Genomic DNA, 25,258 nt, shown 5'->3' with positions numbered 1-25,258 from the left:
TCAGCAGCTCACCGTCGCCGTCGGGAAGCAGAGGCGGCTGGCGAGCACCGTATCGGCGGGCATGGGCTTGCCCTGCTTCTCCAGGCTCTTCTGCATGGTGTCGATCGCCTTCTGCAGTTCGCCGATCATGGCCGGGATCGTCACGTTGGTCGTCTTCAGCGCCGTCTCCATCTTCGCGAAGGCATCGCCGAGCGTGTCGCGGTACTTCCAGTACAGATCGAGGAAGGGCTTGATCTTGCCGAACATCCCGGCGAGGCCCTGGTAGGCGACTCCGAAGTTGGTCGCGGTCTGGTCGAGCGTGACGATCGCCAGCGACGCCTTGTGGATCATGTTCATGATCGTCTCGCGCTGCTCGGCGAAGCCGGTCGCGTACTGGGTGCTGACGTTGATGATGCGGCCGATCTGGTCGCGCTGCTCCGTGAGCTGGCCGAGGAGCGAGTTCACGCCCTCCACGATGTTGTCCACCGAGCCGGGGTTCGCATCGAGCCCGGTGCTCAGTGCCTTGATCGAGGAGGCGAGCTGGGTGCGGTCGACGGGCTCGAGCTTCTCCGGGACGTCCTGCAGCAGGTCGCCGATGCTGTACGGCAGGCTCACTCGGTTCCGCGGGATCGGCTTGTCGCCCAGGGCGGCCCGTCCGGCGGAGGCTACCGCTACGTAGAAGCCGCCGGCGACCGTGAGCATGCGGACCGCGACGGAGGTCTGGTCGCCGACGAAGACCGAGTCGTCGATCCGGGTGGTCACCTGCACGTCGTCCTTGCGGAGCTCGACCGAGGAGACGGAGCCGATGCGCACGCCTGAGGCACGGACCTCCACGCCCGGCTTGATGAGCGCGGCGTCCTGCGTGACGAAGGCCAGTTCCTTCTGGCCCGGCGGGCGCAGGTAAACGAAGGCCAGAACGGCCGTGATGAGCAGCGCCACCGCGACGGCGATCGCGCCGAGCTTGGTGCTGCGGTTGATGAGTCCGCGCCAGGGCGGGCGTCCGGTGAAGATCATTTCAGGCACACCGTCACATTCGTTCCGCCGGTCAGCACGGTGACCTTGTTCGGCAGCGGTGCCGATCCCTTCGAGCAGGGCGCGGGTGGCGCGCCCAGCAGTGCGGCGACTCCAGTGAACAGGCCGGGCAGCTTGCCCATCGCCTGCACCGCGGCGCCCGGGTCCTGGAAGGCGGTGCGCATGAGCTTCTCCACGTCGAGGTCCTTGGACAGGCCGAGAGCGGTGAGCACCCGGTTGGTCGCGGCGCCGAAGCCGGGGCCGTAGGTGGCGGTGCGCCGGAACTCGTCGAGGTTCTCCAGCACCTTCGTCAGCAGTAGGTCGAAGTTGAGGATGAACTCCACGACCTGCGGCGAGTAGTCGTTGATCATGTTGGCGACACGCGTGACGTTGTCGATGAGCGTCTTGATGACGGTCTGCCGGTCGGCCAGGTTCGCCGTGATCTTGTCGATCGCGCCGAAGGTCTGTGCGGCTGTCGTGTCGTCGCCCTGCAACAACCCCAACAGATTCCGCGTCAGCTCGTTGACGTCCTCGGGGCTCAGGGTGCGGAGCACGGGCGCCAGTCCGTTGAACAGGGTCGTGATGTCGAACGACGGGGTGGTGCGCGACATGGGGATCGACGTGGTGGGGGCACCGCCCGCGGAGCTGCCGGGCTGGACCTCGATGAACCGCTCGCCGGTGAGGTTGCGGTACTTCACCGCGAGCCGCGTGGTCGAGGTGACGGGGTGGTCGTCCTGCGCGGAGAAGCCGATCACGGCCTCGTTGCCGTTCCCGTCCGCGCTGCCGCGGACCTCGACCGCCGTGACCTTCCCGATGAGCACGCCGCGCAACCGCACGTCGCTGCCCACCCGCAGGCCGGAGGCATCGGAGAGGTGTGCCTCGTAGTCGCGGGTCTCGCCGCCGGCCGGGTTGCGCAGCGCCGCGAAGATGCCCGCCGCGATGACGAGCGTGACGATCAGGGCGATCGCGAGGGTGATGGTGGCGCGAGTGTTCTTGGCGCGCATGTCATCGCCCCCCTTCGAGGACCGAGGCGGCGCCCGGGAGTCGATCGGCGACGACGTTCATGCGCAGTGCGGTGCCCTCCGGAACGGTGATGAAGGCGCTGTTGACGCCGCTGATCAGCGGGACGATCTGGCGCGGGACGCTCACGGTGCGCATCACCTTGGTGGTGCTGTCCATGATGACCCGCAGCATGACGGTGCCCGGTGTGAATTCGGTCTCGTGCGAGCCGAACATGTCCGCCAGCGGCGTGAAGAAGCCGGTGCCGAGGAGCGTGGTCGTCTTGTCGATCTTCTCGTAGTTGTTGACCGTGTAGTCGAGCGTGCCCGCGACCTCGCCACCCCGCATCTGCGGCACGAACCAGCCCTCGAACGCCCCCTCGACCAGGCCCGGCGCACCGTCGAGCGTGGTGCGGACGGTACGCAGCGTGGACCCGATCGGCACCTTCACCGACCGCGCGTTCTGCTGTTCGACGGAGAACGCCACCTGCAGCAGCGGCGTGATCGCCTGGGTGTACTGGGTGGCCTTCCGGGTCACCTCGATCAGCTTGGGCGTCATCACGCCGGACACCGATACCGCGCTGCGCGTGAGCAGGTCGGAGATCGTGTCGTTACTGGAGCGGGGGCGCAGCGTGCTGCCCGAGCGCAGGTCCGTACCGCCCTGTCCCGGCACCAGTGCCATCTCGGTGACGCCGAAGTAGTTGCCGGGCTGGTACCGCACGGACAGCGCATCGGTGAGGCCGCGGAGGCTGCTGCGGTCCAAGCGGACGGCCACGCGGGCCTGGCCCGCACGCGGGATCACCACGGACTCGACCTCGCCGACGGGCACGCCGCGCAGGGTGACCCGCGTGCCGGTCTTGACGCCGGGTCCGACGTCGGCGGATTCGACGGTGAGCGCGAGCCGCGGGTCGGACGCGGGGATCCGGGAGGAGACGACGCCCGCCAGGACGGCGATCAGGACGACGGCGATCGCCGCGATGCCGACGGTGACGAAGACGCGTTGCTGGCGACCTGGTGTGCCGCCGAGCAGTTCGTACATCGGTCTGTCCCCCTAACCCTTGAAGATGATCGTGGGGGTGATGCCCCAGAACATGATGGTCAGGATGAAGTCGAGCGTGAGCACCGTGACCAGGCTGGCGCGCACGGCGCGGCCGCTGGCGAGGCCGACGCCCTCCGGGCCGCCTTTGGCGAAGAACCCGTAGTAGCAGTGGATGATCGTGACGGCGGCGCAGAAGACCACGGCCTTGAGCGTCGACAGGGCGATGTCGCCCGGGCTGAGGAACTGCTCGAAGTAGTGGTTGTAGGTGCCCAGCGCCTGGCCGTGGAAGACGACCACGATGAGCTTGCAAGTGAGGAAGGCGAGCAGCAGCGTGAGCATGTACGCCGGGATCACCACGACGATGCCGGCGATCAGGCGGGTGCTGACCACGTAGGGGATCGAGCGGATGCCGAGGGCCTCGACGGCGTCGATCTCCTCCGCGATCCGCATCGAACCGATCTGCGCGGTCATGCGGCAGCCCGCCTGCGCCGCGAAGCCGATACCGGCGGAGATGGGGATCATCTCGCGGATGTTCGCGAGGCCGCCGATGACGCCGGTGAGCGGGCCGAAGCCGATGAGGTTGAGGCCCGCGTAGGCCTCGATGGCGACGGCGGCACCGCTCGCCGCGCCCAGGATGACCATCATGACGACCACGCCACCGTCGACCACGACGGACCCACGGCCCCAGGCGAGCTGCTTGAGCACCCGTGAGGTCTCGCCGCGGTACTTCATCAGCGCGACGGGAACCAGGTAGATGGACTGGGCGACGAAGACGACGGCCTCGCCGATGCGGGCGATCAGGTTCGCGGGCTTCGAATTCAGAGCCGGGCCCTTCGGCTTCGCCGGTGCGGGATTCGTGGTGGTCATCAGGCCACCTGACTCGGGAAGAACATCGTTTGCAGCTGTGTGAGGCCGAGGAAGGACAGGAAGATGAGGGTGATCGAGAGGACCACCGAGGAGTTCACGCCGTCCGCGACACCGCGGGGGCCGCCCGAGGCCTCGAGGCCCCGCAGGCCGGCGACGAGGCCGACGATCATCGCGCCGGTCTCCGCCTTGAGTACCGCGAAGGCCAGGTCCGACGGTGCCGAGAAGGCGCCGAAGGAGGACCAGAAGCCGCCGGAGCTGAGCCCGAACTGCCACACCGAGACGGTGAGGGCCACGATCATGGCGACCGCCACGATCGCGACGAGCAGCATCGGCGCGATGATCATGAGGGCGAGCATCCTGGGCGCGATGAGGCGGGCGATCGGGTCCACGCCCATGACCTGCATGGCCTGCAGCTCTTCGCGGACCGTCCGGGACCCGAGGTCGGCGGCGATGGCCGAGGCGCAGACGCCGCCGAGCAATACGCCCGTGGCCAGAGGTGCGCCCTGCCGGATGATGCCGATGCCCGACGCGGCTCCGACCAGTGAGTTCGCGCCGACCGTGTCGACCAGCGCGCCGACCTGGACTGAGACGACAGCGCCGAACGGGATGGCCACCAGGATGGCCGGCAGCGTGGTCACCCGGAGCAGCGTCACCGACTGGGTGACCATCTCGCCGACCGCGAAGTTCCGCTTCAGGATCCCGCGAACAGTCCACGAGATGATCTCTCCCGCGAGCACCACCGAGCGTCCGATCGTGGACAGGCTCTTGGTGAAGATCGCGGCCAACCGGTACAACCGGTACAGCGCCGCGGCCCTCACGCCGGGCCTTCGAATACCACCATCGGGTGTCCTCTCCTCATTTTCGAGAGGAGCGTATCAACTGTCAGGGCAAAACTAGTACGTGTTTCAGTTTTTCCCTGGGATACCCAAAGTGACCTGCGCTGTTGTCAGTCCTTGATGAGGAGATCAACGGCCACGGAGAGCCGCTTCTGCACCTCGGTGGCCGACGCGCGGTGGGTGACCCAGGCGACCAGGTTCGCCATCCACACATCGGCGATCAAGTGGAACATGTCGCGTTGCCGCTCGTCGGGTTCCTTGATTCCGAGGGCGCGTGCGTACATCTCCTCGAGAAGGCGGCCCACATGTTCGACTTCGGCGGCTGCGGTCGCGTCCGCGAACATGAACGCGCGCACCATGGCCTCAGTGAGCAAGGGGGCTCGTTGCAGGGATTCAGTATTGCGATCCAGCACGAACATCAGGCGTTCCGCGGCGGTGTCGCCGGGAATGGTGGTCTTCTCCATCCGTTCGCCTGCCCGCTCGAACTGGCTTACCAGTCCTGCGACCAGGAGGTGAACCTTCGACGGGAAATAGCGGTACAGCGTGCCCAATGCTACGTCGGCCTTCTTCGCCACCGCGCGCATCTGCACCGCGTCGTAGCCACCCTTGCGGGCGAGCGCCAGCGTGGCGTCGATGATGCGCTTACGCCGCTCGCGCTGCCCCGCGGTATCGAGATCCTCCCGCGATGGGGCGGAAGCGGGCGCAGCGGCGGTGGCGGCGGGGGTGCCTTCGGGCGGCATGGGTGGTCACCTCGGAATCTCTTCGGCCGCCGGCGCGTGTCCGGACGGTCGGGTCGCATGTGATGTCGCGACAATTGAAACAGGTTTTCGTGCCGGACCATTGCTTTCTGCGTCGGTTCGGTCGAAGATCACACGATCGGCGACATCAGGAAGTGGCTTCGCGCCGCGCGTAGGCCGCCTCGACCCCCGCCTTGCCGGGCTCCCACCACGCTCGGTTCTCCCGGTACCAGTCAACGGTGGCGCGCAGGCCGGCGTCGAGGTCGGCGTGCGTCGGAGCCCAGCCCAATTCGCGGCGGAGCTTGCTCGAGTCGATGGCGTAGCGCAGGTCGTGCCCGGGCCGATCGGGGACGGTGTCGAAGTCGTCGGCCGGGCGGCCCATGAGGGCCAGCAGAGTGCGGAGTACCTCACGGTTGGAGCGCTCGCCATCGGCGCCGATCAGGTAGGTCTCGCCGATCGTGCCGCGCTCCAGGATCGCCCACACCGCGTCGTTGTGATCGTCGACGTGGATCCAATCGCGCACGTTCGCGCCCGCACCGTAGAGCTTCGGACGCTCGTTCTCAAGGATGTTCGTGATCTGCCGCGGGATGAACTTCTCGACGTGCTGGTACGGGCCGTAGTTGTTGGAGCAGTTGGAGATCGTCGCGCGTACGCCGAAGCTGCGGACCCACGCCCGCACCAGGTGATCCGACGACGCCTTGGACGCTGAGTACGGGCTCGACGGCCGGTACGGGGTGTCCTCGGTGAACCGCTCGGGTGTGTCCAGCGGAAGGTCGCCGAAGACCTCGTCGGTGGAGATGTGGTGCAGCCGGACGTCGTGGCGGCGAACGGCGTCGAGGAGCACGGCCGTGCCGCGGATGTTGGTGTCCAGGAAGGGCCACGGGTCGCTGAGCGAGTTGTCGTTGTGCGTGTCGGCGGCGAAGTTCACCACCGCGTCGGCGCCGGCGACCACCTCGTCGACGACGGAGGGGTCCGCGATCGAGCCCTTGATGAAGTCGATCCGCTCGCGCAGGTCGTCGAGCGACGACTCGTTCGCGGCGTAGGTCAGCGCGTCGAGCACCGTGATCCGCACGTCCGGACGGATCCGGGCGGTGCGCCGGACGAAGTTCGCGCCGATGAAGCCGGCGCCGCCGGTGACCACGATGTGCATGGGACCAGGTTAGTGGGGTTGCAAGGGCACGTCGAACCAGCGCAGGAGGCGCAGGGCCGAGTCGGCCTCCGCGGCGGCGAGCGTCGCCCATGCGCGAGCGGCGTCGGTCCGCGCCCGCGCCCCGATCCAGTTCGGTGGCAGCAACTCCGGCGGCAGCAGGGGGTCGGGATCGTGCGCGCGCGTGAATTCGGCGACGAGCCCGACGGTGAGCGCGAGCCGCTCGGCGTGCGTCGCATTCGGGATCCGGGCGAGTGCCTCGGTCGCCAGGTCCGCGAGCCGACGGTGCCCGTCGGCCAGGCCGTCGAGGGGCCATAGCCGTTGTGCGGCCGCCGCGCCGCGCGCGCCTCCGACGTCGAGGTCGGTGCAGCTCAGGATGGTGAGGTAGGCCTCCGAGCCGGCTTCGCGAGCGGTTTCGCGCAGCGTCTCCTCCCACGCGTGGGAGGAGACGTAGAGGCCGCCCTGGACGGGAGCGCCGCCGAGCGCGAGGATGGCGTCCCGGAGCGCGCTGCGGGCCTCTCGCTCGGACTCGGGCACGGCAAATCCTGCGAGGTGCCAGACGCCGTCCCAGGGGGCGTCCCCCCGGTCCTGCGCGTACATCAGTCGGACGTGCTCGCGATCGGGTTCGAGGCCCGCGCGGGTGGCGTCGGTCGCGGTGAGGACGGCGCCGCGGCCCCGTCCGGCGACGGTGAATCGGCCCTCCGTCACGAGCCGCTTGATCGCGAGGCGCACCTGTTGATCGCCCATGCCGAGCGCGTCGGCGACCGCGTACAGCTCGCCCGCGTCGATCGTTGCGTCCTCGCGGAGCATCGCCTCGATGAGCGCGCGCGTGGAGATCAGTCCGTCAGCCATCCGGTCTCCTCCTCGACGATCACGCGCGTGCCCGGAAACGCTACCGCGAGGTCGGCGAACAGCCGCGGAGCGTCGAGCACGGCGTCGGGCGGGTGCACCCCGGGGCGGCGCACGCCCGGAAGCTGCGCCGTCGCCAGCGCCGCGGGGACCGCGGTGACGGCGGCCATGTCGTGCAGCAGCGCACCGTCGGTCTCGAGGCGCGCGCAGACCCGGACGGGCCGCCCTTCGACGATGCCGTCCGCGGTGGCGAAGAAGGCCGGCAGGTCGCCCGGACCGGGCCGGGTGAACGCCCCGGGGAGCGAGCGGAGCACCCGCGCCCAGAACGGCGACCTCATCGCGCGGCCGTCTGCCGGGAGGCGAAGTCGGCCAGGGCGGCGAGGTAGCCGGGCGCGTAGATGTCGCGCGGCGCCACGATCGCCCTGGCGATGACCCGGGGATCGTCGCTGCGGTACTCGATGTCGTCGCGGGTCAGGCTGTGCGTGGCACCGGGGAAGGTGTGTTCGGTGAGCATCCCGGGGTGCATCCGTGCGGCGTAGACGCGCGCGGTCTCCGGGGTGTCCACGTTACGGTCCGCGCTGCCAAGGAGGAGCAGGGTGGGAACGGCGATGCGTCCCAGTTCGGGCGTGACGTCGGCGCGGAAGTTGCGCAGGGCGAAGCCGTAGCGCTTCTCGGTCATCGGCTTCCTGTCCACCTCCGCCGCGAGGTACTCCTGGTAGGTGGCACCGTGCTCGAGCAGTGCGATGTTCGCGGTGCGGCGGGCGAGCGCCCGTCGCTTCTCCTCGTCGGAGGCGTCGCGCAGGTCCGAGCGGAGGTTGTACTCGCCCTGTCGCAGCCAGTTGATCGCCGCGCCGACGAGGACGAGGAAGCGGAGGTCCGGGCGCCGTGCCGCCAGGGGCGGCAGGACCCAGCCGCCCTGGCTGACGCCCCACGCACCCATGCGGCCGGTGTCGATCTCGGGCCGGGTGCGGGCCCAGTCGAGGGCTGCGGCGACCTCGGCGCCGCGGTCGGCGAGTGACTGGTCGAGCCAGTTCCCCGGTGTGCCGCCGACGCCGGCCTTGTTCCACGACAGGGTGGCGTAGCCGGCCCGGGCGAAGGCCTCCCAGATGGGGAGGTAGGCGTCGTCCCGGGAGGCGTTCGCCGGCCCGTCGCCGTGCACGAAGACGACGAGGCCGTGGCGGCCGGAGCCGCCCTTCGGGGTGGTGAGTACGCCGTCGAGGCGGCCGCCGGTGTGTGCGTCGGGGGCGGTCCCGCCGGCCGCGACCGCGTCGGTGACCGGGATGCTCACGCGGTGCTCGTCGAAGGCGAAGGTGTTCGCCACCGCTATCCGGACGCCCAGGGGCAATGCCAGGGCCACGGCGAGTGCGACAGCCGTGATGAGCCAGATCTTCCTTCTCATAGAACTATCGTGACAAGAACGACCGGTTTCACAAGGATAGTTATGTGATCCGATAGAGTCGCAGCATGCGAGGGATCATCCTGGCCGGCGGCACGGGTAGCAGGCTCCACCCGATCACCGTCGGCGTGAGCAAGCAGCTGCTCCCCGTCTACGACAAGCCGATGATCTATTACCCGCTCTCGACGCTGATGCTCGCGGGCATCCGCGAGGTGCTGGTCGTGACGACGCCGGGCGACGCCGAGCAGTTCCGGCGGCTGCTCGGCGACGGCTCCCAGTTCGGGATCCGGATCGAGTACGTGGTGCAGCCCCGACCCGAGGGGCTGGCGCAGGCCTTCGTGCTCGGCGCGGACTTCATCGGCGACCAGACGGTCTCGCTGATCCTGGGCGACAACATCTTCTACGGCCCGGGGCTCGGCACGCAGCTGCGGCGGTTCGACGGGATCGATGGCGGCGCCGTCTTCGCGTACCGGGTCGCCGATCCCCGCGCCTACGGGGTCATCGAGTTCGACGGTGCCGGGCGCGCCGTGGGCTTCGAGGAGAAGCCGGAGCATCCCCGGTCCCCGTACGCGGTTCCCGGCCTGTACTTCTATGACCCGTCGGTGGTCGACGTCGCGCGGAATCTGAAGCCCTCGCCGCGCGGCGAGCTCGAGATCACCGACGTCAACCGGTACTACCTGGAGGCGGGGCGGCTGACGGTCGAGGTGCTGCCGCGCGGCACAGCCTGGCTCGACACGGGGACCTTCGACGCCCTCGCCGACGCCACCGGCTACGTGCGCGCGGTGGAACAGCGGCAGGGCACCAAGATCGGCGCCCCCGAGGAGGTGGCGTGGCGGAGCGGCTTCATCGACGACGCGCAGCTGCGCGACCACGCGGACCGGCTCGCCAAGTCGGGCTACGGCACGTACCTGCACGGACTGCTCGAGGAGGGCCGGTGAACGTCGTCCCGCTGCCCATCGCCGGCGCCTTCGTCCTGGACCCGATCGTTCGGCCGGACCCGCGCGGCGAGTTCTTCGAGCTGTTCAAGGCGTCCGCGTTCCGTGAGGCCACCGGCCACGAGCTCGTCGTGGCGCAGACCAACGTCTCGGTGAACCGCGTGGGCGCCGTGCGCGGCATCCACTACGCGGATGTCCCCCCGGGGCAGGCGAAGCTGGTGGCGTGCCTGCACGGCGCGATCCTCGACGTGATCGTCGACCTGCGGGTCGGTTCGCCCACCTTCGGTGCGGTCGAGACGGTGCGCCTCGATTCCGAGGGGCACCGCACCGTGTATCTCGCGGAGGGGCTCGGGCACGGCTTCTGCGCCCTCACCGACGGCGCCGCGGTGGCCTACCACGTCTCGTCCGAGTACAACCCATCCGCCGAGCACGGCGTCGACCCGCTCGACCGGGAGCTCGCGATCGCCTGGCCCGACGACGTGCCGCCGATCCTCTCCGAGAAGGACACCGCGGCACCGTCGTTGGCGGAGGCGCTCGCCGCGGGCGCGCTGCCCGTGTGGCAAGGGCAGTGAAAGTTCGACACTTCTGACGGCCGTCGCGGCCCGGCGCGCGGCGTGTCGCGCGCAGCGGTGTCGAAGGTTCATCGGGTTCGGTTCGCAGCAGCCCGTCCCTGAAGGAGCGTTCGTTCGCCTTCGTTGCGTGTACGGCGCGCGGCCTCATCGAACTGCTCCGCCGCCGCCGCGTGCCGCCCGGCGCGCTCGAGCAGGTCGCCGCGGACGCTCGGCACGAGCGGTGCGTCGCCGAAGGCGGCCGGCTCGACGGCGTCGAGCACCGTCAGGCCTGCGTCGGGGCCGAACGCCCGGCAGTGCGCCACAGCACGATTGACCTCCACGACCGGACCGGGTGCCGCCTGGGCCAGCGTGTCGTACAGGCGGGCGATCCGCGGCCAGTCGGTGTCGGCGGGCGTCGACGCGCGGGCGTGCTGCGCGGCGATCGCGGCCTGCAGGTAATACCGGCCCACCGGGATCCCGCGGGCGGCAAGTTCCTCGGCCCGGCGGAGGGCGGCCAGGCCCCGTCGAATGAGGAGCCGGTCCCAGCGGTCTCGGTCCTGGTTGTCCAGGAGGACGGGGGCACCGCCGGCGTCTGTGCGGGCGTCGATGCGGGAACCTTGCAACTCGACCAAGGCTTGCAGGCCGTGGGCCTCGGGCTCGTCGGGCGCGAGCTCGGCGAGCATGCGCGCCAGCCGAATGCCTTCGCGGGCGAGGTCGGGACGCATCCAGTCGTCGCCGGCGGCAGCGGAGTAGCCCTCGGTGAAGATCAGGTAGATCACGGCCATGACGTCGTCGAGGCGGCGCGTGCGCTCCTCGCCGACGGGTAGTTTGAACTCGGCGCGGGCCGTGGTGAGCGTCTTCTTCGCGCGGGAGATGCGTTGGCCCATCGTCTTCTCGGGGACCAGGAAGCCGCGCGCGATCTCGCCGGTGGTGAGCCCGCCGACCACGCGCAGGGTCAGCGCCGTGCGCGATTCGGGGGTGAGCGCCGGGTGGCAGGACAGGAAGATCAGGCGCAGCGCGTCGTCCTCGATGAAGTCGATCTGCGCGTCGAGGTCGGGCATACCGTCGTCCTCCCGCAGGCCGCGACCGATCTCCTCGGTTTTGCGGCGCAGGTTCTCGGCGCGGCGGATCGAATCGACGCCGCGGCGCTTCGCGGTGGTCATGAGCCACGCGGCCGGGTTGTTGGGGACACCCGTCTCCGGCCACTGCTCCAGGGCGGCGACCAGCGCGTCCTGCGCGAGGTCCTCCGCGAGCTGGATACTGCGGGTCATGCGGATGAGCGCGCCGACGAGGCGCGTGGATTCGGCCCGCCAGGTGGCGGTGATCGCTTCGGCGGTGGTCCCGGCTGGCACTCGACCAGCGTAGGCGGGACCACCGCCGGGCGCGTCAGTCCTCGGCCGGCGTGGGCGGCTCGTCGGCGATCTGCCGGAGCGTGGAGACCATGTTCAGCTCGGGCCAGTGCGTGGCGTGCAGCTGCGCGAACTCCTCCGATGCGACGATCGCCTCCTCGACGGTGTCGTACTGCAGCAGCGACCAGCCGCCCACGATCTCCTTCGACTCGGCGTACGGGCCGTCGACCCGGGTGATCTCGCCTTTGCGGACGACGAAGTTGATGGCGTCCTCCGAGCCGTAGAGGCCGCCGCCGTCGAGGAAGTGGCCCTTCGCGGCCTGCTCGCCGATGTAGACGTCCATCGCGTCGAAGAGCGCCTTGGGCGGCGTGCCGACCTCGGGTCCCTCGGCCATCCGTACGAATCCCATGAAACGAGGCATATCGATCAGTCCTTCTTCTGTGGTGGTGAGCGTGTCTCGTACAGGCGTCGAACGGGACGACCCCGTTTCGACATCGTCCCCACAGAAAGTTTCCACCCGCCCCGCGCCGGGGCGGGCGGGATCGGCTCAGAGCGCGGTGAGCACCGGGAGCGGCGGCAGCGCGGTCTCGTACAACCAGGTGCGCCACAGGTTCCGGAGCGGCTCCGGACTGTACTTCGCCGCGAGCGTGATCAGATCCTCGGTCGTCACCGACTGGTGGGCGAACTCGGACGTCCATTCGTGGAGCATCGTGAAGAACGCGGGGTCGCCGAGCGCCACGCGCACCGCGTGCACCGTGAGCGCGCCGCGCTTGTAGACGCGGTCGTCGAACATCAGGTCCGGGCCCGGGTCGCCGACCACGATGTCGGTCCGCGAGCCCGCGAGCTTCGCGTAGTAGCGCGCCGCCATCTGCTGGGTGGTCGCCTCGCCGCACTCCTGCGCCCACAGCCACTCGGAATAGCAGGCGAAGCCCTCGTGCAGCCAGATGTCCTTCCACCGGGTCAGCGTCAGGGAGTTGCCGAACCACTGGTGCGCCAGCTCATGGGCGACGAGGCGTTCGGCGTGCCGTGTCCCGTCGCAGTGGTTGGCTCCGAAGATCGAAACGGTCTGGGCCTCGACGGGGATCTCCAGCGTGTCGTCGGTGACGACGACGGTGTACTCCGGGAACGGGTACGGGCCGAACCAGCGGGTGAAGGCGCGCATGATGCGTTCCTGGTTGCCGAAGCTGCGCTGGAAGTCGGAGGTGAGGCGCGCCGGGACAGCCGCCCGGATAGGCACCGGCTTCTCGGCGACCTTGAGCAGGTCGTAGCTGCCGATCTGGATGGTCGCGAGGTACGACGCCATCGGCGCGGCCTGCTCGTAGACCCAGGTGGTGTGCGCGGCCGAGACCTTGCGGGAGACGAGCTTGCCGTTGGAGACGACGCGGTACGGCGAGTCGGTTGTGATGGCGATGCGGTACGAGGCCTTGGAGGCGGGATGGTCGTCGCACGGGAACCACGACGGTGCGCCGCTCGGCTGTGAGGCGACGATGACGCCCTCGGACAGCTCCTCCCAGCCGACCTCGCCCCACGTCGACCGGATCGGCTTCGGCGTGCCCGCGTACCGGATGGAGATCGTCATCGCGGCGCCGGCGGGCACCTCGGACGCGAGAGTGAGCTCCAGCTTGCCGCCCCGCCGCGCGTACCGCTGCGGACGGCGCCCGTTGATCGTGATCTTGGACGCGGTCAGCGCGGCGGAGAGGTCGATCGCCAGCCGCTTGAGCGGCTCGTTCGTCGTCGCGGTGATCTCCGCCTTGCCCTCGAGGCGGTTGCTCTCGACCTTGTACGTCAGCTCGAGGTCGTACCGCGAGACCCGGTAACCGGGGTTGCCGTGGCCGGGGATGTACGGATCCACTGCGCGCGCGTGCTGCGGATTCGGTGCTGCGACGAGCTTCGGCCTGGCCGACTTGCGCACCACTGATCCACTTCCTTTTCGCTCGGGGGTCGGATGATCACCTTACCGGCTTGCGCAGCGTCACGGTGGCGACGCCGCCGTGCGGCGCGGGCTCGGGATCGGAGACGACGTAGCCCGCGCGCTCGTACGTCCGGATGTTGCGCGCGCTCCCCGCGCCGGTGAACATGACGAACTCTGCCGTGCCCTGTGGGGCGAGCGACTCCATGAGGGCGATGAGCTCGGTGCCGAGGCCGCGACCCGCGAGATCCGGCGCCACCATGATGCGTCCGATGTGCCAGCGGTGGTTCGGCTCCGCCCGGCCGCGGACCGCGCCGATCAGCCGGCCGTCGAGCCGCATGACGAACGTCGCCCACTGTGCGGCCCACTCCAGGATGTCGTCGTGGGTCTCGGTCAGCGGCAGGATCTCAAGGCTGTCGTTCGCGATCGCCTCCTGCACCCAACAGCAGCGCTGCAGGACGAGGAGTTCCGCCACGTCGCTCGGCTGGAACGGGGTGATCTCGAGCCCGTCGCTCACGGGTGACCCTTTCGTCGGGGGTGTCGGTGCCAACCCTAGTGGCGGATCGCCGGATCAGTCGCGCTTGCGCTTGCCCTCGTTGAAGATCCACGGCGAGATCGGGTTGCCCTGCCACTTGGTGTTGGCGGGCACCGAGTCGCCGCGCATGACCAGCGACGCCGGGCCGACGGTGGCACCGTCGCCCACGGACGACGCCGGGAGGGCGACGCAGTGCGGGCCCAGCGTGGCGCCCTTGCCGAGCACCACGGTGTCCATCGCCATGATCCGGTCGTGGAAGAGGTGCGTCTGCACGACGCAGCCGCGCGAAACGGTCGCGGCGTCGCCGAGGGTCACGAGGTCGGCCTCGGGCAGCCAGTAGGTCTCGCACCAGACGCCGCGGCCGATCTTCGCGCCCAGCATCCGCAGCCACAGGTTGAGGATCGGGGTGCCGGTGGCGGCGTGCGCGAACCACGGCGCCGCGACGCACTCGACGAACGCGTCGGAGAGCTCGTTGCGCCAGACGAACGAGGACCACAGCGGGTGCTCCTCGCGGCCGATCCGCCCGACCACCAGCCACTTCGCGGCCGCGGCGACGCAGCAGGCGATCGCGCCGGCCACGAGCAGGGTCACGCCGGAGAGCAGGGCGGCGAGCCACCAGCCCACGTTGATCACGAAGTAGTTCAGCGACACGAAGGTCGCCAGGCCGAGGCCGAAGCTGACGAAGACGGCCAGCAAGCGCGCCGTCTCGACTGAGCCGCGCGCGACGCGCAGCGCGAACGACGGGTTGTAGGTGAAGGTCGAGTCCGTGTTGCCGGCAGTGCGGCGCAGACGGACCGGGGGAGAGCCGAGCCAGGAGCTGCCGCTCTTCGCCTTCGACGGGGTCGCGCTCAGCACGGCTACCAGGCCGTCCTTCGGGACGCGGCGGCCCGGCCCCGTCATCCCCGAGTTGCCGAGGAAGGCGCGCTTGCCGATCTTCGCCTCATCGATACGCATCCAGCCGCCGCCGAGCTCGTAACTGCCGACCATGGTGTCGTCGGCGAGGAAGGAGCCCTCGCCGATCGTCGTGAACTTGGGGATCACCATCGCGGTGGAGATCTCGGCGTCCTTGCCCACCTTGGTGCCCAGCATGCGGAACCAGATCGGGGTCAGCAGCGAGGCGTACAGCGGGAAGAGGAAGGTGCGCGCGGCGTCCATGAGGCGCTCGGTCGCCCACACCTGCCAGCCGATGCGGCTGCGCACCGCGTGGTATCCCGGCTTGAGGCCGATCGCGAGCAGCCGGACGGCGATCAGGGTGAGCAGGGCGTACACGGTGAGCGAGACGATCACCGCGACGGGGAGGGCCGGAAGGGCGTGCAGCGCCGCCTCCTTGAGGTTCGAATCGTCGCGCACGATCCAACCGAGGAGCGCGAGCCCCGCACCGATCGCGACCATCGGCAGGCCGGCCAGCAGAACCGAGCTGACGCCGTACACGAACACCCAGTAAGGCTTGCGCGGTGGATGCTCCGCGGGCCACGGGTGCTCGGCCTTGCCGATCTTCTCCGCGGGAGAGCCGGCCCAGTGCTGCTTCGCCTTGACCTTGCCGAATACCGCGGAGCCGGGGCCGACCTCGGCACGCTTGCCGATCTTCGCGCCGGGCAGCAGCGTGGACCGTGCCCCGATCGAGGCCTCCTCGCCGATGCTGATCGCGCCGATGTGCAGCTCGTCGCCGTCGAGGTAGTGGCCTGCGAGGTCGACCTCGGGCTCGACGGAGGCGTGGTCGCCCAGCTCGAGCATGCCTGTGACCGGGGGCAGGGCGTGCAGGTCGACGCCGCGGCCGATGGTGGCGCCGAGGGCGCGGGCGTAGTAGATCATCCACGGTGCGCCGGAGAGGTTCTCGGCGCCCGACGCCGCGGTGAACCGCTCGGCGATCCACAGTCGCAGGTGCTCGGGGCCGCCCCGACGGTAGACGCCGGGCTGCAGGCCGCCGAGCAAGAGGCGGCAGGCGATCACCGACAGCGCCATGCGCCCGATCGGGGTGATGAACACCAGGAACAGCGCGAGGACGACCCACCAGTTCAGCGTGGGCAGCAGCGTCGAGCCGGTGGCCCAGGCGAAGACGTTGTTGGCGATCGCCATCCACGTGAGCCACTGCAGGCCGGTGAGGGTGGTGAGGGGCACTGACAGCAGGATCTGCGCGACGCCCGTCGACCGCGGCGTCGGCCTGACGTAGCGCGGCTCGGCGACCTCGGCGGGCCGCAGCGAGTCCAGGTACGACGCGAGCGATCCGAGGCGCGGGTGGTCGTAGAGGTCGGCGACGGTGACCGACGAGTACTGCTCGCGGAGCGCCGTCACCAGCTGGGCAGCACTGAGCGAGCCGCCGCCCTCGGCGAAGAAGTCGGCGTCCTCGCTCGTGATCGACGCGCCGAGGATGCCGGACCAGCGCTCGGCGACCCAGGCCGCGGTGCCCTCGAGATCGCCGGTGTCGGTGTCGTCGGAACCCGGGAGCGGCCAGGGGAGAGCGTTCCGGTCGACCTTGCCCGACGTGCGCGTCGGCAGCTCGTCCACCAGTGCGAGTCGCGGGACCAGCGCTGCCGGGAGCTGCTCGGCGAGCAGCTCGCGGGCGGCCTTGAGGTCGAAGTCGGGGTCCGTGGACGCGAGGTAGCCGACGAGCATCGACGTGCCGGCCGAGTTCTTCCGCACGGCCGCGGCCGCGCCGGAGACGCCGGGCAGGTTCTGCAGCGCGGTGTCGACCTCGCCGAGCTCGATGCGGCGGCCGCCGACCTTGACCTGGTCGTCGGCGCGCCCCTCGAAGAGCAGGCCCTCGGGCTCGAGGCGGACCAGGTCGCCGGAGCGGTAGGCGCGCTCCCAGCCGAGCGTCTCCATCGGCGCGTACTTCTCGGCGTCTTTCGCCGGGTCGAGGTAGCGGGCCAGGCCCACGCCGCCGATCACCAGCTCGCCGGACTGGCCGACTGCCACCGGCAGCGACGTGGCGGGGTCGACCACCGCGAGATCCCAGCCCTGTAGGGGGAGGCCGATCCGCACGGGGCCCTGCCCGTCGAGCGGCGCGGCGCACGCGACGACGGTGGCCTCGGTGGGGCCGTAAGTGTTCCACACCTCGCGGCCGTCGACGGCGAGCCGCTGCGCCAGCTCGGGCGGGCAGGCCTCACCGCCGAAGATGAGCAGGCGGACCGCCTCCAGCGCTTCCGCGGGCCACATGGCGGCGAGCGTAGGCACCGTCGACACCACGGAGATGTCGCGCGAGACCAGCCAGGGCCCGAGGTCCATGCCGGACCGCACCAGCGAGCGCGGCGCGGGCACCAGGCACGCGCCGTGGCGCCAGGCGAGCCACATCTCCTCGCACGAGGCATCAAAGGCGACGGACAGGCCGGCGAGCACGCGGTCGCCGGGACGCAGCGGCTCGTCCTGCAGGAACAGGCGCGCCTCGGCGTCGACGAAGGCCGCGGAGTTGCGGTTCGTGACGGCCACGCCCTTCGGAGTGCCGGTGGATCCGGACGTGAAGATGATCCAGGAGTCGTCGTAGGGCACGGGCAGGCGGTTGCCGGGCTCGACGGTGCCGGCCTCGATCGCCGCCGCCCGCTCCTTGGTCGACGGCGCGCGCCACAGCCCGTCGCCGGTGAAGATCGCGGCGGCGTGCGCCTCCCCGAAGACGAGGTCGGCCCGCTCCTGCGGGTCGTCGGCGTCGACGGGCACGTACGCGGCGCCCGCGGCGAGCGTCGAGAGGATCGCGATGTAGAGCGAGCGGTGCCCGGACGGCATCCGGATGCCGACGCGGTCGCCGGCCTGCACGCCGCTGCGGCCGAGGAAGGCGGCGCCCTCGAGAACCTCCTCCCACAGCTCGGAGTAGGTAAGGACCGCGTCGCCGTCGTCGATGGCGGGCACCTCGGGGTAGGCGTCGACGGTCGCCCGGAGGATGTCGATCAGGGTGCGTGGCTCGGGTGCTTGGGCGGACAACAGGTACTGCGGGGGGATCTCGTTCGGGACCACGATGGCCGACTTCCTCCGGTTATGCAGACGGGCACGACAGAGAACACAGAACTTCGGGTTGATTGTGTCAGGTCACGCGGATGTCGCCGCATCGACCGGCGGGGCTATCCTGGTGGCACAGATTACTGGCCAGTAACAAGGAGTGTTCGACATGGCCGTCATCGCTCATCGTGGCCGCAGTGTGCGCGCCCTGATCGTGCTGTGGTTCGTCCGGATCGTGATGAAGACCATCTTCCGGGTCTTCCCGATGAGCGATCGGACCCTGCCGATCCTCCGCGCCGCGGAGCCGTACCTGAGCCGGGTGCCCCAGTCGGTGCGCGGCGTGCGGATCGAGAAGATCCTCCTCGGCGGCGTGCCCACCGAACGCATCATTCCCGACGGTGACGCCGACCCGCACCCGCGCGCTGCCCTCGTCTACTACCACGGCGGCGCGTTCATCGGCTGCAACCTGGACACCCACCGGCGGATCGCGGTGCTGCTGGCTCGCGGCCTGCGGGTGCCGGTCTACAACGTCGAGTACCGGCAGTACCCCGACGGTGGCGTCGGCACGTCCGTCGCCGACGGCTTCGCCGCGTACCGCGAGCTGCTGGACTCGGGCGAGGTCGACCGGATCCTCGTAGCGGGCGACTCCGCCGGCGGCTTCGTGTGCGCGAAAGTGATCCAGTACGCCGCCGAGGCGGGTATCCAGGGGCCGACGGCGTTCGCGGGCTTCTCCCCGTTCCTCGACATCAGCGCCGGTCTTCCGCGCTCCTCGCGGCACGACGCGATGCTGCCGCTGGGCAAGATCCGCAAGCTGCGCACGGTGCTGGGCCGCGGTCCGGAGGAACTGCGCGGTCCGGAGGACATGACCACGGACGCCACCGCCCGCTACTTCCCGCCGAGCATTCTGTTCGCCGCGAGCCGCGAAGCGCTGGAGCTGGATTCGCTGGAGCTGCACGCCGCCCTTGACCGCGCCGAGGTCGAGAACGAGGTGCACGTCTACGACGGACAGGTGCACGCCTTCGTCGTCAGCGCGGGCCTGACGCCCGAGTCGTGGGCCGCGTACAAGACGGCCGTCGCCTTCCTCTCCGAGCACCTCACCGAGGCCGAGGCGCAGCGCAGCGAAGCGGCCTGAGCTTGCTGAGCAGTCCCGCTGCGAACACGCCGAGGCAGAGTGCGGCGAGGTAGGCGACGGCACCGTCGGGCGACCAGGGCGGCGCGAAGATCAGCTCCTGCCCGCTCGCGTAGATGGCGTTGAGGAAGGGCATGTACCGCTGGGCGTTCGCCGCGCCGGGGACCAGTGCGATGCCGGGCTCGACGATCCCCGCCCACCCGACCACGGCGATCAGGGCCGCGACTGGATGCCGGAGCAGGAGCGCGACGCCGATCGCGGCGCCCACCAATAGGAACGCGGTGACTCCGCCCACCACGACCATCCGCGCGCCCGCGCCGCTCACCAGTTGCACGTCGCCGTAGACGCGGGGGAAGACGAGGGGCAGCGCGGCGAGCGTGATCGCGGTGAGTCCCGAGGTCGCGGCCGCGGCGAAGCCACCGAAGACCAGCCACCGGGCCGCGGCTCCGACGGCCTGGTTCGGGACCAGGAAGCGATCCCACTCGCGGCGTGCCGAGCCCGCCGCCGCGTACGCCGCGACCGCGCAGCACGTGACCGGGGTCAGCGACAGCAGCCAGTACGCGGAGTTCGTCGTCGCGACCGCGGTGACCTGGACGGACGACGCGAGCCGCGCGACGTGTTCCGCGAGCGCCGCGACCGCGAGTGTCACCGCGGCCGGGACCGCGATCGCGAGGGCCAGGAGCACCGCGCCCGCTCCGCGCAGTCCTCCGGCGCGCACCACCTCCGCGCGGGCGGCCCGGGCGAGGACCGTCACGCCGCCGCGCCGATCGCGCGCAGGTACACGGCCTCGAGGGAGGCGCCGTCGGCGAAGTCCGACGGGACGTGCTCGCCGACGATCCGCCCGCCCGCGAGTACCGCGAGCCGGTCGCCGGTGCGCAACGCCTCGTCGAGGTGATGCGTCGCGACGAGGACGCTCGCGCCGCGGGCGGAGAGGTCGGCGAGCACGCCGCGGAACCACAGCGCCGCGTCGATGTCGAGGCCGTTGAGCGGCTCGTCGAAGACGACGGTGCCCGCCTCGGGGAGCAGGGCCGCGGCGACCGCGACGCGTTGCCGCCAGCCCAGGGAGAGGGCGCCGATCCGGGTTCTGGCCACCTCGCCGAGGCCGGCGTCGCCCATCACGGCGCCCACGCGCGACCGCGGGCACCCCGACGCTGCGGCGACCCAGCGCAGGTGGCGGCGCACGGTGTGACCAGGGTCGGCCGTGTCCGGGCCCAGGTGCAGGCCGATGTCGCCGCCCGGGTCGACGGTGCCCGCACTGGGCCGGACCAGCCCGGCGACGGCGCGGAGCAGAGTCGACTTGCCGGCGCCGTTGCGTCCCAGCAGGTAGGTCACGGCACCGTCGGGGACGGTGAGCGTGACGCCTCGCAGGACCGGGCGCCGGGAGCGGTGCACTCGCAGCTCCTGGACGGCGATCATCAGGCGTTGCAGAAGATGGGCAGGCCGACGGCCTTGACGCCCTCACACATCGAGCTCGTGGCGAGCTTCCAGTTGCCGCCCTCACGGACGAAGTCGACCTTCATCCGGACGGTGGGGATGCCGACCGAGCTCGCCGTCAGGTTGCCGCTGACCCGGTTGCCGTTGCGGGCCAGTGGGCCCGTCACCTCGCTGGAGCCGCGCGGCGCGCGGAACAGGCCCAGGGTGTAGACGGTGCGGGGCACGACGACCGACGACATGCCGCCCTCGACGTTGGCGGCCTTGTCGGCGTCGCTGGCGGGCGTGGTGACGATGAACTGGACCAGGTCGTTCAGCTCGGCCGCGGTGGGGTTCTCCGAGGTGACGCGGAATCCAGGGCCGGGGGCGGCGAGGGCGGGAGCGGCGGGCACGAGCGCGCTGAGGGCGACGAGCGTGGCGGCGGCGACGGTGCGCGGGCGGATGGTCGGCATCGGTTCCTCTCTCACCGGACGACGGTCGCCCGGATAAAAAGGAGTCTGACTCATTCAAATAAATTAGGCAAGGCTCGCCTTGTGGAGATGTCGATCACACGCTGCGGACTGCCATCGGGGCCAGGCGGACGCCGATCGCGCAGTCGCCGTGGGGATCCGGTTGCACGTGCACCGCGTACTGCGAGCCGAGAGAGGGTGAGGCGATCGCGAGGGCCTGCTCGACGGCGCCCCGGACCACGCCGCGCGCGACCTCGGGTGAGCCGCCCGCCAGGCTCTGCAGCGGGCACGCGCAGATCTGCAGCGTGTGCGTTCCGAACGCGCTGGTCGTGGACTCGATCTCGAAGCCGAGGACGCGCAGGATCGCGCCCGCGACGGCCGCGGGGTCCGGCAGGCCGTCGGACGGCGCGACGACGGTGCGCGACGCGGCCCACAGTCGGCCGGCGTCGGCCGCCGCCCGCTCGCGTAGCTCGGGCGTGGGACCGAGCTGTGCGAGGAGCAGTCCGAGGAGCTCGCCCGTCGGCGCCTGCGGGCGGGCAGCGTAGGTGACGCGCGGCCGGCCGACGGTGCGTCGCTTGTCCGGAGCAGTCTCGACCAGGCCGGACTCCACCAGGTTGGTCAGGTGGAACCGGGCCGTGCTCACGTGGACGTCCAGCGCGTCGGCGACCTCGGTGGCGGTCATCGGACCCCTCGTGCGCACGAGCGTCAGCACCCCGTCGCGTCCCGCCGATTCCATGCGCATGACCTCCCGGACCCTCTCGCCCGGGGCCCGGGCGCTCACCCCACCAGTATGAGGGTGACGTCGGCGTCGGTGACCGCGGTGAGGGAGTGTGGGACGCGCTCGTCGAGCTGGACCGCCCGCCCGGACTCGAGAACGACCACATCGCCGTCGATCTCGACGGTGACGGTGCCGCGTTGCCCGAGGAGCACGATCGGCCGGGGCGCGCTGTGTCCGGGCATGCTCTGGCCTGCGGCGAAGGTGATCTGGATGATGCGTGCGGCGTCGGTGCGCTGCCGCAGCTTCACGTCGGGGGCGTCGCCGGCCTTCGGGGTTCCCGCGGCGAGCCCGTCGACCTCGGCCCAGCCCGCGCTCACGCCTCCGACCGCTTCACGGCGACGATCTCGATCGCGGCCAGGTTGGCCTTGTGCCGGGTGAACACCGTGCGCATCGCGAGAATGCGCTTGCGTGCCGGACCGTCGCGCAGGACGTTGCCCACGAACCGCAGGGTCCGCGCGACGCCCTCGTCGGCGATGACGCGCCGGGGCTCGAGCAGTGCCATCGGCGCGAACCGGACGACCTCGACATCGAAGCCCGACCGGTCGAGCGTCGCCCGCCACTCGTCCTCGGTGAGCGGGCGCGCGTTCACCTTGATCGATCGGGCGAGGGCCTTGCGGATCTCGGTCTTGGTCTCGTCCGGCAGCGTGTCGGGGTGCAGCGCGAGCTCGTGGATCGCGTAGCGGCCGCCGGGGCGGAGGACGCGGTGCGCCTCGTCGGCGATCTCCTTCTTCCCGCGCTCGGTCTGCATCGTCAGCATCGCCTCGCCGATCACGACGTCGGCGCTGCCCGCGTCCAGGCCGGTGGCCTGGGCCTCCGCGACAACGACGCGGCCGGCGGCACCCACCGCCGCGCCCGTCCAGTCCGCGGCGGCCGGGTCGGATTCGACGCCGACGTACGACGCGGGGGCGCGGCCCACGATCTCGGCAGCGGTCTTGCCCAGGCCGGGGGCGAGTTCGACCACGTCGGCACCCTGCAGGCCCGCGTCGGTGAGCAGGTCCTTGGTCATCTTCCGGCCGCCGGGCCGGAGCACCCGCTTGCCGAGGCGTGCGAGCAGCCAGTGGCCGGGCAGGTCCTCGGTCCTGCGAGCGTGCAGCGGGAGTTCGTTGGTGGGTTCGGGCATCTCGCCGCCTCTCTCGGTATTTACCGGAGAGTATTGCACTAAATAGGCGAGCCTTGCCAATACTGTCTCAGTGGTGCCGGTCGATCTCCGCGGCGACGGCGGTCTGCCCGCGCGCGACGGCGTGCTGTCGCGCGGTGACGCCCTGCCGGTCCGCGAGGTCCGGGCGGGCGCCCGCGTTGAGCACGAGGCGGACCGTCTCCACGTGGTCCGCGTCGCCGTTGCCGAGGATCACCGCCTCCAGCAGGCAGGTCCAGCCCGAGTTGTTGACGTGATCCACGTCCACCCCGGCGGCGATCAGCAGCTTCACGTTCTCGACGTGCCCGTGCTCGCACGCCGGGATCAGTGCCGTCCCGCGATAGCGGTTGAGGCTGCGCACGTTCGCGCCGTGCCGCAGCGTCGACGCGAGGATCTCGGTCATCCCCTCCGCGCCCGCGTAGAGGTACGCGGAGTCCTGGATGTCGTCCTTAGCGTTCGGGTCCGCGCCCGCGTCGAGCAGGGCCAGCGCGATCTGCGTGTGCCCGGCCTTCGTCGCCGCCACCACCGCCGTGCGGGCGCGGGTGATGCGCACCTCCAGGTCGGCGCCGTCGGTGATGGCGGCGCGGGTCGCCGCGAGGTCCCCGTCGGTGACCGCGCGCACCAGCGCCCGGGTCGCTTCCGGGGTAGGGGCGGGGCGCACCGTCGACGACGGTGCCGCGGCCGGGCCCGACGGGGCCGTCTGTGTGCTCGACGGAGCCGGCGGGAGCTGTTCGACCTGTTCGACCGAGCAGCCTGCGAGCAGCACCGCGGCGGCGATGGCGGCGAGGCTCCTCATGCGTCGACCCCCGCCGCGCGCGCGTGCAGGGTGCCCCATCCCGTGTGCCAGGCGACCAACCGCTCCCTGGTCCCCGCGTAGTCGATGCGGTCCAGCCCGACCCAGGCGTGCGCGGCGCTGCACATCGCGCAGTGCTCGCCCGACGTGTGGGCCACGGGCGCGACGCGCTCCGCCGGGGTGAGGTGTCCGGCGGCGGTGGGGGCGGAGACGGTCATCGCTCGACCGTAGCCCGCGGCGCCGGACTTGACCCTCCCCTCGGGGGGAGACCCCATACTCGACCCGTGACCACACCGGGCCTCATGTCGATCGGGATGTTCTCGCGCGCAACCCTGCTCTCCGTCAAGCAGCTGCGCCGCTACCACGAGCAGGGTGTGCTGGTGCCCGCCGCGATCGACCCCGCGACGGGCTACCGGCACTACGACGCGGCGCAGGTGCACGACGCCGCGGTGCTCTCCCGGCTCCGCGATCTCGACGTGCCGCTCGCGGCCGTCGCGCGGGTGCTGGAGGCGCGCGACCCCGACGTGACCCGGGAGATCCTCGCCGAGCACGAGGCGACGCTGCGGGAGCGTCGTGCCGACCTGGAGCGGGCCATCGTCGCGCTGCAGAACGCGACCGCCCCGGTCGCGCACACGCCCACCCACCTGCGCGAGTTCGAGGCGATCGACGTGCTCGAGATCGCCGGCACCGTCGAGCACGCGCGTCTTCCCGAGTTCCTCGACGCCGCCTACTCCGAGCTCGAGGCGTGCGCGGCGGCATCGGGCCTCACGGTGACGGGGCCCTCGCTCGCCGAGTACCCGTCGCAGGTCGCCGAGGTCGAACAGGTCGCCGCGCTGATCCCCGTCTCCGGCCCCGGCGCCGTGACCGGGCGGGTGCGCAACCGGCGGCTGGGCCGCGCGCTGTGCGCCGTCGCCGTGCACCACGGCTCGTACTCGACGTTCGACGAGACGTACGGCCAGCTCGGCGCGTGGGTGGCCCGCAACGCCACCGACGCGGGCGGCGCCGTCATCGAGCGCTACCTCGTGGACCCCTGTGCCGCCGCGACCCCCGCGGACCTGCGCACCGAGATCTGGTGGCCCGTCCAGGCCGCCGCGACGAAGGAGAACTGACATGGCCCTCACGCTGCAGATGATCAACCTCGACTGCGCCGACGTCGCCGGACAGGCGGCGTTCTGGTCGCAGGTGCTCGGCGTGCCCGTCGACGAGAACGACGGCAACGCCTTCATGCGCACCATCGGCTACGCGAATCCTGCTCTGCCGCGGATGATGTTCCTCGCGGTGCCCGAGGGCAAGACCGTGAAGAACCGCCTGCACCTGGACCTCGTGGCGGACGACCGCGCGGCGGAGGTCGCGCGCGTCGAGGCGCTCGGCGCGACGACGGTGCGCGAGCACGACGGGTGGGGCATCCAGTGGACGGTGCTCCAGGACCCCGAGGGCAACGAGTTCTGCATCGCCTACGCCGGCGGGCACTGAGCCCG

At 70.9% G+C, this 25,258-nt stretch carries 28 protein-coding genes; 5 read left to right on the top strand and 23 right to left on the bottom strand.

What is annotated here, in order from left to right; all coding sequences use genetic code 11:
* The 10 genes from HNP44_RS02585 to HNP44_RS02540 all read right to left on the bottom strand — a co-directional run bounded on the left by HNP44_RS02585 (position 1) and on the right by HNP44_RS02540 (position 8,862).
* The gene (locus HNP44_RS02585) at positions 1 to 993 is read right to left on the bottom strand and encodes an MlaD family protein (RefSeq protein WP_259141708.1); all 993 of its coding nucleotides are present in this window, start codon (positions 991 to 993) and stop codon (positions 1 to 3) included.
* Positions 990 to 1,994 (bottom strand): MlaD family protein, encoded by a 1,005-nt coding sequence (locus HNP44_RS02580; RefSeq protein WP_259141602.1) that lies wholly within the window; start codon positions 1,992 to 1,994, stop codon positions 990 to 992. The genes HNP44_RS02585 and HNP44_RS02580 overlap by 4 nt, the downstream gene beginning before the upstream one ends.
* Before the next feature lies 1 nt (position 1,995).
* Positions 1,996 to 3,027, bottom strand: coding sequence for an MlaD family protein (locus HNP44_RS02575; protein ID WP_259141603.1), 1,032 nt, complete (start codon positions 3,025 to 3,027; stop codon positions 1,996 to 1,998).
* A gap of 12 nt (positions 3,028 to 3,039) precedes the next feature.
* Entirely contained in the window at positions 3,040 to 3,894 is an 855-nt protein-coding gene (locus HNP44_RS02570; RefSeq protein WP_259141604.1) for an MlaE family ABC transporter permease, read from the bottom strand.
* Positions 3,894 to 4,712 (bottom strand): MlaE family ABC transporter permease, encoded by an 819-nt coding sequence (locus HNP44_RS02565; RefSeq protein ID WP_259141605.1) that lies wholly within the window; start codon positions 4,710 to 4,712, stop codon positions 3,894 to 3,896. Before HNP44_RS02565 ends, HNP44_RS02570 begins: the two co-directional genes overlap by 1 nt.
* Positions 4,713 to 4,840: 128 nt before the next feature.
* Positions 4,841 to 5,470, bottom strand: coding sequence for a cholesterol catabolism transcriptional regulator KstR (gene kstR, locus HNP44_RS02560; protein ID WP_259141606.1), 630 nt, complete (start codon positions 5,468 to 5,470; stop codon positions 4,841 to 4,843).
* Positions 5,471 to 5,615: 145 nt separating this feature from the next.
* Positions 5,616 to 6,617: a dTDP-glucose 4,6-dehydratase gene (gene rfbB, locus HNP44_RS02555; protein ID WP_259141607.1), complete on the bottom strand. Its 1,002-nt coding sequence runs from the start codon at positions 6,615 to 6,617 to the stop codon at positions 5,616 to 5,618.
* Positions 6,618 to 6,626: 9 nt separating this feature from the next.
* Complete coding sequence (locus tag HNP44_RS02550) at positions 6,627 to 7,466, bottom strand: PaaX family transcriptional regulator C-terminal domain-containing protein (protein ID WP_259141608.1); 840 nt, start codon at positions 7,464 to 7,466, stop codon at positions 6,627 to 6,629.
* Entirely contained in the window at positions 7,451 to 7,801 is a 351-nt protein-coding gene (locus HNP44_RS02545) for a hypothetical protein (protein WP_259141609.1), read from the bottom strand. The genes HNP44_RS02550 and HNP44_RS02545 overlap by 16 nt, the downstream gene beginning before the upstream one ends.
* The gene (locus tag HNP44_RS02540) at positions 7,798 to 8,862 is read right to left on the bottom strand and encodes an alpha/beta hydrolase family protein (RefSeq protein ID WP_259141610.1); all 1,065 of its coding nucleotides are present in this window, start codon (positions 8,860 to 8,862) and stop codon (positions 7,798 to 7,800) included. Before HNP44_RS02540 ends, HNP44_RS02545 begins: the two co-directional genes overlap by 4 nt.
* Before the next feature lie 65 nt (positions 8,863 to 8,927).
* Here HNP44_RS02540 and rfbA point away from each other — a divergent pair, with 65 nt between their 5' ends.
* Positions 8,928 to 9,797 (top strand): glucose-1-phosphate thymidylyltransferase RfbA, encoded by an 870-nt coding sequence (gene rfbA, locus HNP44_RS02535; protein WP_259141611.1) that lies wholly within the window; start codon positions 8,928 to 8,930, stop codon positions 9,795 to 9,797.
* Positions 9,794 to 10,366 carry a dTDP-4-dehydrorhamnose 3,5-epimerase family protein gene (locus HNP44_RS02530; RefSeq protein WP_259141612.1) on the top strand — a complete coding sequence of 191 codons (573 nt, stop codon included), beginning with the start codon at positions 9,794 to 9,796 and terminating at the stop codon, positions 10,364 to 10,366. Before rfbA ends, HNP44_RS02530 begins: the two co-directional genes overlap by 4 nt.
* A gap of 68 nt (positions 10,367 to 10,434) precedes the next feature.
* Here the strand turns inward: HNP44_RS02530 and HNP44_RS02525 are convergent, their stop codons facing one another.
* The 5 genes from HNP44_RS02525 to HNP44_RS02505 form a co-directional block, all read right to left on the bottom strand.
* The gene (locus HNP44_RS02525; RefSeq protein WP_259141613.1) at positions 10,435 to 11,697 is read right to left on the bottom strand and encodes an RNA polymerase sigma factor; all 1,263 of its coding nucleotides are present in this window, start codon (positions 11,695 to 11,697) and stop codon (positions 10,435 to 10,437) included.
* A 34-nt stretch (positions 11,698 to 11,731) separates the two neighbouring features.
* On the bottom strand, positions 11,732 to 12,103 hold the full coding sequence (locus HNP44_RS02520) for a YciI family protein (RefSeq protein ID WP_259141614.1): 372 nt from the start codon (positions 12,101 to 12,103) through the stop codon (positions 11,732 to 11,734).
* A 138-nt stretch (positions 12,104 to 12,241) separates the two neighbouring features.
* Positions 12,242 to 13,606: a M1 family metallopeptidase gene (locus tag HNP44_RS02515; RefSeq protein WP_259141709.1), complete on the bottom strand. Its 1,365-nt coding sequence runs from the start codon at positions 13,604 to 13,606 to the stop codon at positions 12,242 to 12,244.
* A 37-nt stretch (positions 13,607 to 13,643) separates the two neighbouring features.
* Positions 13,644 to 14,120, bottom strand: a complete 477-nt coding sequence (locus HNP44_RS02510) for a GNAT family N-acetyltransferase (protein ID WP_259141615.1) — start codon at positions 14,118 to 14,120, stop codon at positions 13,644 to 13,646.
* A 54-nt stretch (positions 14,121 to 14,174) separates the two neighbouring features.
* Positions 14,175 to 18,083, bottom strand: coding sequence for a Pls/PosA family non-ribosomal peptide synthetase (locus HNP44_RS02505; RefSeq protein WP_259141616.1), 3,909 nt, complete (start codon positions 18,081 to 18,083; stop codon positions 14,175 to 14,177).
* A 151-nt stretch (positions 18,084 to 18,234) separates the two neighbouring features.
* Here HNP44_RS02505 and HNP44_RS02500 point away from each other — a divergent pair, with 151 nt between their 5' ends.
* Positions 18,235 to 19,197, top strand: a complete 963-nt coding sequence (locus HNP44_RS02500) for an alpha/beta hydrolase (protein ID WP_259141617.1) — start codon at positions 18,235 to 18,237, stop codon at positions 19,195 to 19,197.
* Here the strand turns inward: HNP44_RS02500 and HNP44_RS02495 are convergent.
* From HNP44_RS02495 to HNP44_RS20870, 8 genes are all read right to left on the bottom strand, one after another.
* Positions 19,160 to 19,948 carry an ABC transporter permease gene (locus tag HNP44_RS02495; protein WP_259141618.1) on the bottom strand — a complete coding sequence of 263 codons (789 nt, stop codon included), beginning with the start codon at positions 19,946 to 19,948 and terminating at the stop codon, positions 19,160 to 19,162. The two genes, HNP44_RS02500 and HNP44_RS02495, sit on opposite strands and share 38 nt — an antisense overlap.
* Positions 19,945 to 20,610 (bottom strand): ABC transporter ATP-binding protein, encoded by a 666-nt coding sequence (locus tag HNP44_RS02490; RefSeq protein WP_259141619.1) that lies wholly within the window; start codon positions 20,608 to 20,610, stop codon positions 19,945 to 19,947. Before HNP44_RS02490 ends, HNP44_RS02495 begins: the two co-directional genes overlap by 4 nt.
* Entirely contained in the window at positions 20,610 to 21,077 is a 468-nt protein-coding gene (locus HNP44_RS02485; protein WP_259141620.1) for a hypothetical protein, read from the bottom strand. The genes HNP44_RS02490 and HNP44_RS02485 overlap by 1 nt, the downstream gene beginning before the upstream one ends.
* A 94-nt stretch (positions 21,078 to 21,171) precedes the next feature.
* Complete coding sequence (locus HNP44_RS02480; RefSeq protein ID WP_259141710.1) at positions 21,172 to 21,810, bottom strand: helix-turn-helix domain-containing protein; 639 nt, start codon at positions 21,808 to 21,810, stop codon at positions 21,172 to 21,174.
* A 41-nt stretch (positions 21,811 to 21,851) separates the two neighbouring features.
* Positions 21,852 to 22,169: a cupin domain-containing protein gene (locus tag HNP44_RS02475; protein ID WP_259141621.1), complete on the bottom strand. Its 318-nt coding sequence runs from the start codon at positions 22,167 to 22,169 to the stop codon at positions 21,852 to 21,854.
* Positions 22,166 to 22,972: a class I SAM-dependent methyltransferase gene (locus HNP44_RS02470; protein ID WP_259141622.1), complete on the bottom strand. Its 807-nt coding sequence runs from the start codon at positions 22,970 to 22,972 to the stop codon at positions 22,166 to 22,168. Before HNP44_RS02470 ends, HNP44_RS02475 begins: the two co-directional genes overlap by 4 nt.
* Positions 22,973 to 23,039: 67 nt before the next feature.
* The gene (locus tag HNP44_RS02465) at positions 23,040 to 23,783 is read right to left on the bottom strand and encodes an ankyrin repeat domain-containing protein (RefSeq protein WP_259141623.1); all 744 of its coding nucleotides are present in this window, start codon (positions 23,781 to 23,783) and stop codon (positions 23,040 to 23,042) included.
* Positions 23,780 to 23,998, bottom strand: a complete 219-nt coding sequence (locus HNP44_RS20870) for a hypothetical protein (protein WP_374758719.1) — start codon at positions 23,996 to 23,998, stop codon at positions 23,780 to 23,782. The genes HNP44_RS02465 and HNP44_RS20870 overlap by 4 nt, the downstream gene beginning before the upstream one ends.
* Before the next feature lie 66 nt (positions 23,999 to 24,064).
* Here HNP44_RS20870 and HNP44_RS02455 point away from each other — a divergent pair, with 66 nt between their 5' ends.
* Entirely contained in the window at positions 24,065 to 24,889 is an 825-nt protein-coding gene (locus HNP44_RS02455) for a MerR family transcriptional regulator (RefSeq protein WP_259141624.1), read from the top strand.
* A 1-nt stretch (position 24,890) separates the two neighbouring features.
* Positions 24,891 to 25,253: a VOC family protein gene (locus HNP44_RS02450; protein ID WP_259141625.1), complete on the top strand. Its 363-nt coding sequence runs from the start codon at positions 24,891 to 24,893 to the stop codon at positions 25,251 to 25,253.
* The last annotated feature ends 5 nt before the right edge of the window (positions 25,254 to 25,258 follow it).

Origin of the sequence: Tsukamurella ocularis, from assembly GCF_024807615.1 — a bacterium.
In the GTDB taxonomy this organism is placed as follows: domain Bacteria; phylum Actinomycetota; class Actinomycetes; order Mycobacteriales; family Mycobacteriaceae; genus Tsukamurella; species Tsukamurella ocularis.
The sequence above is the reverse complement of the archived record's forward strand: the minus strand, read 5'-3'. Positions and strand labels throughout refer to the sequence as shown.